Annotated in this window: 1 protein-coding gene and 1 pseudogene; both read left to right on the top strand. The window is 66.5% G+C overall.

Annotated features, from left to right (window positions below; genetic code table 11):
- A pseudogene (locus FMEAI12_RS39090) lies at nucleotides 1–126 on the top strand (alcohol dehydrogenase); the annotation flags it as partial.
- An 88-nt stretch (nucleotides 127–214) separates the two neighbouring features.
- Nucleotides 215–823 carry a class I SAM-dependent methyltransferase gene (locus FMEAI12_RS35535; protein WP_112109395.1) on the top strand — a complete coding sequence of 203 codons (609 nt, stop codon included), beginning with the start codon at nucleotides 215–217 and terminating at the stop codon, nucleotides 821–823.
- Nucleotides 824–1934 lie beyond the last annotated feature (1111 nt).

Raw genomic sequence — 1934 nt, 5'->3', positions numbered from 1 at the left:
TGCAGCTCGGACCTGATGTACATGCGGTTCGGGCTGGAACGGGTCATCGGACATGAGCTGGCCGGCGTCCGCGCGGACGGAACCGGGGCCGTCGTGGAGGCGCTCTACGGGTGCATGGAATGCGACCCCGGCCTGACACAACAGAGCCGGACAGGTTATTCCGACCGCCGTGGAGCTGACCTGCGTCGATATCAAAGAGAACCAAGGAGAAGTGATGGGCTTCTACGACGACCAGATCCTGCCCCGGTTCATCGACCTTGCCCTCGGGAGGCCGATGGAGCCCACCCGGGCCCGCGTCACCACCGGCCTGTCCGGCGAGGTCCTGGAGATCGGGTTCGGTTCCGGGCGTAACCTGCCCCACCTTCCACCTGAAGTCACCCGGCTCCTGGCTGTGGAACCCGCAGCCGTCGGCCGCAGGCTGGCGGCCCGCCGCATCGCCGCCGCCCCCATCCCGGTCGAGTTCGTCGGCGACGACAGCCAGCGGCTACCCGTCCCGGACGCATCGGTGGACCACGTGCTGGTCACGTGGACCCTGTGCACCGTCCCGGACGTCGACCGGGCGCTGCGTGAGGCGCGCCGGGTGTTGCGACCCGGCGGCACGGTGCACTTCGTCGAGCATGGCCGTTCACCCAACCACCGTGTCGCCCAGCGGCAAGAGCGCCTCACGCCCCTATGGGGAAAGGTGTTCGGCGGCTGCCACCTCAACCGGTCTGTCGATAATTTGATCGAAAACGCCGGGTTCACGCTCGACACCGTCCAGACGTACCGGATGGGCGGGCCGGAGCTCTTCAGCTTCGCCTACGAGGGCATCGCGTCGAAGTAAGACTGACCTATAGGGCGACGGAAATCAGTCTGGGGCTGTCCTGGAATGAATGTGACGGCGCGGCTGCTGGCATGGGAGGACAGCAGGACGTTCGAGGGCTTGAGCGTAGTAGCCGATGCCGGCCTGGTGGATAACGGTGAGGCCCCTGCCGCGCCGGTCGCTGGCGTGTCCAGGTAGGCTCCCGGCGCGGGGCCGTAGCCGCCGATCGCGTTGCCTCGACGGCCTGTCGTGCGAACTCGCGTCGCTGCCGCGCTGGAGAAGGCGGTCGGTGACCGGCGGTTCACCACGGATGTGGCGCGGAGCTGTTCGCGCTGGTCGCCAACCGTGCGAAGCTGCCCGCGGCCAAATGGGTCTGCGAAGACGTGGGCATCCCCGATGGTGATGGTGACTCACCGGTCGGGGTTCCGCCGCTACGGCAAGTCCATGGACCACCGCGACGACCTGCCCCAGGGTGTGATCGGCTTGGTCGTCCCCCGGGACAACTTGCGCGTGAAGGAAGTCCGCGTCGACGGGGCAGACGGCACCGGGGTGCCGTGTTCTGGGGAGCCAGGGTATATGTAAGGCGGCCCTGACCGGTCGAGCCTTAGACGGCGTGAGCAGGTTCGGTGAACACGGCCGATAAGCAGCGTCTGTGAGCCAACGCCGCGCGCAGGATTCTCAAGGGTGGCGACTTGCATTTCCCTGACAAGCGTGCGCACTGTCGGCCGATGCTTCACCGTGCTCATACCCGGTCCGAAAAAGCAAGCGGCACCCCGAACTTAGCCGATATCCGTTGCCCACGGGTCTGGCCGGCTCGTCAAGCGCGACAACCATCACACGGAAGATGTAGAGCGCCTAACCCCGGGTGATTCATTTTCGCTGCTAGGGTTCACTCTCGACCCGCACCCGACCGGACGGCTTCTCGAACCCGGACCTCGGATCGCACGGCACCTTCTTCATCTCGCCGGAAGCCGCCGATCTGGAACAAGAAGTCTACCCCTGCACGTGTCCATTCACGGGTGCGACCCGTGTTGATGCTGTTTCAGGCTGCGGTAGCGACCGGGGTTGGTAGCCAGGGCCGGCCGGCGAGGGCGTCGTGGATGGCGTCGAGGGCGCGGATGCCGTGGTCGCG

Origin of the sequence: Parafrankia sp. Ea1.12 (assembly GCF_900465275.1) — a bacterium.
GTDB lineage: Bacteria > Actinomycetota > Actinomycetes > Frankiales > Frankiaceae > Parafrankia > Parafrankia soli.
This window is presented reverse-complemented; position numbering and strand designations above follow the sequence as displayed.

Bases quoted from the DNA above. Each gene is read 5' to 3' on its own strand.
- FMEAI12_RS35535 (WP_112109395.1), top strand. From the start codon at position 215: ATGGGCTTCTACGACGACCAGATCCTGCCCCGGTTCATCGACCTTGCC.